Here is a 6,000-nt window from a genome sequence, read left to right as displayed (position 1 = left end):
GACGATCGCGCGCTGCTGCCCCGCGCCGCCGCGCGACGACTGGCCGATCTGCTGCGCGACCGGTCCCGTTTCCTGTCCGAATGGTTCGAGGCCGCCGCGCCCCACGATTTCCGCGCGCCCGATGCGTTGGCGGCCCAGCTGTTGGACTCGGCGAGCGCGCAGACCGGCCTGCGCGAACCACTGCTGCGGCTGGCGGGCGAACGCGGCCGGTGGCTCGCGCAGTGGCATCCGGAGTGGCGAGAACTGCTGGCGGAGTTCGTCTTCGACACCGGCTCCGACGAGATCTGGCGCTACGGCGCTGCCCCGCAGCGACGCACCTGGCTCGCCCGCCTGCGTGCCCGCGATGCCGGCGCCGCGCGGGCGGCGCTGGCCGCCACGTGGGGCACGGAAACCGGTCAGGCCAAGGCCGAACTGCTCGCGGTCCTCGCCGACGGCGTCACGACGGCCGATGAGCCGCTGCTGGAGACGGCGTTGGACGACCGCCGCGCCGAGGTGCGCCGGACCGCCGCCGGACTGCTCGCCCCGCTCCCCGATTCGGCCTTCGCCCAACGCATGCTGCGGCGCGCCGCGGACTGGATCGCCGTCGAGGCCGACCGGACGCGGTTGCGGATCGCGTTGCCCGACTCGCTCGACGCCGACGTCCGCCGCGACGGCATCACCGACCGCGCCGTCGAATTCAGCTACCGCTGGAACGGCGTCCCCGACGTCACCGCGGGCCGCCTGCGCCAGCTCGTCGCGGCGACGCCGCTGCGACACTGGACGGCCGCGCTCGGCGCACCCGAGCGGGCGGCGCGCGTCACGGTGGACGACCGGTTCCGGCAGCCGCTGTTCGACGGCTGGGTGGATGCCGCACTGGCGCAACGGGATCCGGCCTGGGCCGCCGCGCTGTTCGCCAACGGGGTACCCTCCGACACCGCCCTGCTGCGCCGCCGCGAGCTGTTCGCCCTGCTGCCGGTGGACGAGCGCGTCCGGCACCTGCTGCGCCTCGACGGCGCCTGGCTCTCCGAGCTGGAGGCGCTGCTGCCCGCAGCGCCGCACCCGTGGCCGCAACCGCTGGCACAGCACGTGATCCTGCTGCTGTTCGAGCGCGCACGGACCGCCGCGCAGCGCGCGGGCGGGCACGGCACGGGCCCCGCCGCGCACCGATCCCTGCTCACCGCGGCGGCCGTGCATCTGCCCGTCGACGCGGCGGCCGCCGTCGCCTCGATCGCCCAGCGCTGCGACGATGTGGCCTGGGCCCGCGCCTTCGACCAGCTCGCCACCGACCTCACCCACCGCTCCGACATGCTCGAGGAGTTGCCGTGACCAGCACCGACGCCAGCACCCTGCTGCGCCCGCACGCCGAACAGGCCTACGCCGAGGAGCTGCGCGCACTGGCCGCCGCCGACGACCGCCCGCGCCCGCCCTCCTGGCGGCTCTCGCCCTGGGCGGTGGTCACCTACCTGCTCGGCGGCACGCTCGACGACGGCACCGTGATCAGCCCGAAGTACGTCGGCCCGCGCCGCTTGATGGAGGTCGCGGTCGCCACCCTGGCCACCGACCGTGCGCTGCTGCTGCTCGGCGTGCCGGGCACCGCCAAAACCTGGGTGTCCGAACATCTCTCGGCCGCCATCTCCGGCTCGTCCACGCTGCTGGTGCAAGGCACCTCGGGCACCGCCGAGGAGGCCGTTCGCTACGGCTGGAACTACGCCAGGCTGCTCGCGGAGGGCCCCAGCGACGCCGCCCTCGTCCCCTCGCCGGTGCTGACCGCGATGCGCACCGGCGCGCTGGCCAGGATCGAGGAGCTCACCCGCATCCCGTCCGACGTGCAGGACGCGCTGATCACGGTGCTGTCCGAGAAGACCCTGCCGATACCGGAACTCGGCAGCCAAGTGCAGGCGGCCAAGGGTTTCAACGTGATCGCCACCGCCAACGACCGCGACCGCGGCGTGCACGAGCTGTCCTCCGCGCTGCGCCGCCGCTTCAACACGGTGGTGCTGCCGCTGCCCGCCGACGAGGAGGACGAGGTCGCCATCGTGACGCGCCGGGTCGCCCAGCTCGGCGCGGCGCTGGAGCTGCCGGAGGTGCCCGCCGCCGCTCAGGAGGTGCGCCGCGTGGTGCGGGTTTTCCGGGAATTGCGTTCCGGCATGACGGCCGACAACCGCACCAAGCTCAAGTCGCCCTCCGGGACGCTGTCCACCGCCGAGGCGATCTCGGTGCTGACCAACGGCATCGCGCTGTCCGCCCACTTCGGTGACGGGGTGCTGCGCGCCACCGATATCGCGAGCGCGCTGCTCGGCGCGGTGGTCAAGGACCCGGTGGCCGACGCCGCGGTGTGGACCGAATACCTGGAAGCCGTTGTCCGCGAACGCCCCGAGTGGGCCGACTTCTACCGCGCGTGCCGCGAGGTCACCGGCTAGGAACGGCGATGCAGGTACCGGAGAACGACCGACGTGCGAGTCAACGTGCCGATGACGCGGTGACGCGCGTCTTCGGCATCCGGCACCACGGCCCCGGCTCGGCCCGCTCGTTGCGCTTGGCGCTGGAAGACTTTCAGCCCGACACCATCCTGATCGAGGGCCCCGCCGACGCCGATCCCCTGGTCGGGTTCGTCACCGCCGAGGGCATGGACCCGCCCGTCGCGCTGCTCGCCTATGTACCCGATCAGCCCGCGCGCGCGGCGTTCTGGCCCTACGCCGTGTTCTCGCCGGAGTGGCAGGCGCTCCGCTACGCCGCCGAACACGAAGTCCCCGTGCGCTTCTGCGATCTACCGGGCAGCGTCGTGCTGGCCGCCGAGGCGGAGCCAGGCGACAGCGTCGACCCGTTGGCCCATCTCGCGGCCGCCGGAGGCTACGACGACGCCGAACGCTGGTGGGATGCGGTCGTCGAATCCAACACCGACATCGACGTTTTCGACGCGCTCACCGAAGCGATGGCCGCGCTGCGCGAAACGCCCGCCACGGACCGGCCCGAGAGCGAACAGCCGCTCCTGGCCCCTGAGCCGCCGGAAGACCGGCTGCCGGATCTCGAAACCTTCGGGCCCGACCACGAATTCGACCGAAACGAGCCGTCGCCGAACGCGCGCCGCCGTCGACCGACCCCGGCCGCCATCGATGCGCACACCCTGCGCCGCGAGGCCTACATGCGCCAGACGATGCGCAAGGCGCTCAAGGGCGGCGCGCGCCGCCTCGCCGTGGTCTGCGGCGCCTGGCACGCCCCGGCGCTGGCGGGCAAGCTCGGTCCGGCCGCGCCCGATGCCCGGCTGCTCAAGGGCATGCCGAAGGTGAAGGCCACCGTCACCTGGGTGCCCTACACCCATTCCCGCCTCGCCGCCTCCTCCGGCTACGGCGCGGGTGTCGGCTCGCCCGGCTGGTACCACCACCTGTTCACCGCCGCCGACCAGCCGATCGCGCGCTGGCTCACCAAGGTCGCGGGCGTACTGCGGGCACACGATCTTCCGGTGTCGAGCGCGCACGTCATCGAAGCCGTCCGGCTCGCCGAAACCCTTGCCGCACTACGGCAACGACCGCTGGCCGGGCTCTCCGAGGTCACCGAGGCGGTGCGCTCGGTAATGTGCGGCGGCGACGAGACCATGGTGCACGTGGTATCCACCGAGCTGGTGGTCGGCGAGGCGCTCGGCGCGGTGCCGGAACACGCGCCGACGGTGCCGCTCGACGCCGACCTGCGCGCCAGGGTGCGCAGGCTGCGGATGAAGCTGGAACCCACGGTGCGCACCGTCGACCTGGACCTGCGCAAGGAGCGCGAACTGGAGCGGTCGCGCCTGTTGCACCGGCTACGCCTGCTCGGTATCGAATGGGGCGCCCCGGCCACCGGGGAGGTGCGCAGCACCGGCACCTTCCGTGAGACCTGGACGCTGCGATGGCGCCCGGAGTTCGCGGTCGCCGTCATCGAGGCCTCGCGCTGGGGCACCACGCTGCGCACCGCCGCCGAGGCCAAGATCCTCGACACCGCGCAGCGGCCGGACCGCACCCTCGCCGACCTCGCGGGCGCGCTGGAGCTGGCCCTGCTCGCCGATCTGGGCGGCGCGACCGCCGGACTGATCGCCCGGCTGGAGACCGTCGCCGCGCTGGACCACGACGTCACCCACCTGCTCGCGGCGCTGCCCGGCCTGATCAGAACGCTGCGCTACGGGGACGTGCGCGGCACCGATACCAAGGCCCTCGCGCACGTCGCCGACGGGCTGCTCGTCCGCATCTCCGCGGGCCTGCCCGGCGCGGTGACCGGCCTGGACGCCGACGCCGCGGCCGAGCTGCGCACCCAACTGGACGCCGCGCACCTGGCGATCCACACCCGCGACGACGCGTGGGCCACCGAGACCTGGCTGGCCGCCCTGCGCAAGCTGGCCGACCGCGAGGACGTGCACGGCGCGCTCGTCGGCCGGGCGGTCCGGCTTCTCAGCGACGCGGGCATCATCGACGACGCCGATTCCGGCCGCCGCCTCTCCGCCGCGCTGTCGATCGGCGCGACCCCGGCCTCGAAGGCCGCGTGGATCGACGGCTACCTCGGCGGCCGCGGCCTGCTGCTCGTCCACGACCGAGAGTTGTTGCGCCGCATCGATGACTGGCTGCGCAGCCTCGACGACGACCAATTCCTGGAGACACTGCCCGTACTGCGCCGCACCTTCGGCGCCTTCGAATCCGGCGAACGCCGCGCCATCGGCCGCGCGATCCACGACACCGCACGAGTCACGACGATCGAGCCCGCGGGCGTGGACACCGACCGCGGCCGCCGCGCCATGCGAGCCGCCGCCGAAATCCTCGGGGTGGCGGAATGATCCATCCTTTCTGTCGGCGAGGAGTCGCACTATGAGCACGCTCGGCGAAAACCCCTCCCGCCGTTGGCGTCTGGTCCTCGGCGCAGCGGCCGAACCCGAGCTCGGTGGACTCGGCGGCGCCGACGACGTGGCCGTCGACCGGGCACTCGGCGCCCTCTACAACACCGGCGACGAACCCACCTCCGGGAAACGCTCCGGCAGCCTTGGCGATTCGGCGCCGCGGGTGGCGCGCTGGCTCGGCGACATCCGCACCTACTTCCCCTCCAGCGTGGTCGAAGTGATGCAGCGCGACGCCATCGACCGCCTGCAACTCACCGAACTCCTGCTGGAGCCCGAACTCCTGACCGCCGTGGAGCCCGACGTGCACCTGGTCGGCACGCTGATCGGCCTCAACCGCGTGATGCCGGAGACGACCAAGGCCACCGCGCGCACCGTGGTCGAGCGGGTGGTGCGCGAGATCGAGCGGCGCATCGCCACCCACACCCGCACCGCCGTCTCCGGCGCACTCAACCGGGCCGCACGGATCAGCAGGCCGCGGGCGCGCGACATCGACTGGGACCGCACCATCCGCAAGAACCTCGCGAACTACCTGCCCGAGCACCGCACGGTCGTCCCGGAGCGGCTGGTCGGCTACGGCCGCAACACCCAGACCGTGCGCCGCGACGTCGTGCTGGCCATCGACCAGTCGGGGTCGATGGCCGCGAGCGTGGTGTACGCCTCGGTGTTCGGCGCGGTGCTCGCCTCGATGCGGGCGTTGCGCACGTCGCTGGTGGTCTTCGACACCGAGGTGGTCGACCTCACCGATCTGCTCGCCGACCCGGTGGACGTGCTGTTCGGCACCCAGCTGGGCGGCGGCACCGACATCAACCGGGCCCTCGCCTACTGCCAGACGCTGATCGCCCGTCCCGCCGACACGCTCTTCGTGCTGATCTCCGACCTCTACGAGGGCGGCATCCGCGCCGAGATGCTGCGCCGGGTGCACGCCATGAAGGATTCGGGGGTGCAGGTGGTGGTGCTGCTCGCGCTCTCCGACGACGGCGCACCGGCTTTCGACCACGACAACGCCGCCGCCCTTGCGGCGCTGGGCGTTCCGGCCTTCGCCTGCACGCCCGACCGCTTCCCCGACCTGCTCGCGGTGGCGTTGGATCGCGGCGATGTCCAGTCCTGGGCGGATGTGAACGCCGGAAGGCCGTGACACCGTTCTAGACTCGTCGAATCTCGGCACG

Annotated in this window: 4 protein-coding genes; all 4 read left to right on the top strand. The window is 73.0% G+C overall.

Annotated elements, in window-relative coordinates; translation table 11 throughout:
* On the top strand, positions 1-1,305 hold a 1,305-nt coding region (locus NL1_RS38325), incomplete at its 5' end, for a DUF5691 domain-containing protein (RefSeq protein WP_245673674.1).
* Entirely contained in the window at positions 1,302-2,399 is a 1,098-nt protein-coding gene (locus NL1_RS31605; protein WP_067847264.1) for an ATP-binding protein, read from the top strand. The genes NL1_RS38325 and NL1_RS31605, both read left to right, overlap by 4 nt.
* Before the next feature lie 8 nt (positions 2,400-2,407).
* Complete coding sequence (locus NL1_RS31600) at positions 2,408-4,774, top strand: DUF5682 family protein (protein WP_067847260.1); 2,367 nt, start codon at positions 2,408-2,410, stop codon at positions 4,772-4,774.
* Between the two features lie 31 nt (positions 4,775-4,805).
* The gene (locus NL1_RS31595; RefSeq protein WP_067847257.1) at positions 4,806-5,969 is read left to right on the top strand and encodes a VWA domain-containing protein; all 1,164 of its coding nucleotides are present in this window, start codon (positions 4,806-4,808) and stop codon (positions 5,967-5,969) included.
* Positions 5,970-6,000: the final 31 nt, after the last annotated feature.

It is taken from the genome of Nocardia lijiangensis NBRC 108240 (assembly GCF_001613045.1).
GTDB lineage: Bacteria > Actinomycetota > Actinomycetes > Mycobacteriales > Mycobacteriaceae > Nocardia > Nocardia lijiangensis.
The sequence above is the reverse complement of the archived record's forward strand: the minus strand, read 5'-3'. Positions and strand labels throughout refer to the sequence as shown.

Bases quoted from the DNA above. Each gene is read 5' to 3' on its own strand.
- NL1_RS31595 (WP_067847257.1), top strand. From the start codon at position 4,806: ATGAGCACGCTCGGCGAAAACCCCTCCCGCCGTTGGCGTCTGGTCCTC.
- NL1_RS31600 (WP_067847260.1), top strand. From the start codon at position 2,408: ATGCAGGTACCGGAGAACGACCGACGTGCGAGTCAACGTGCCGATGAC.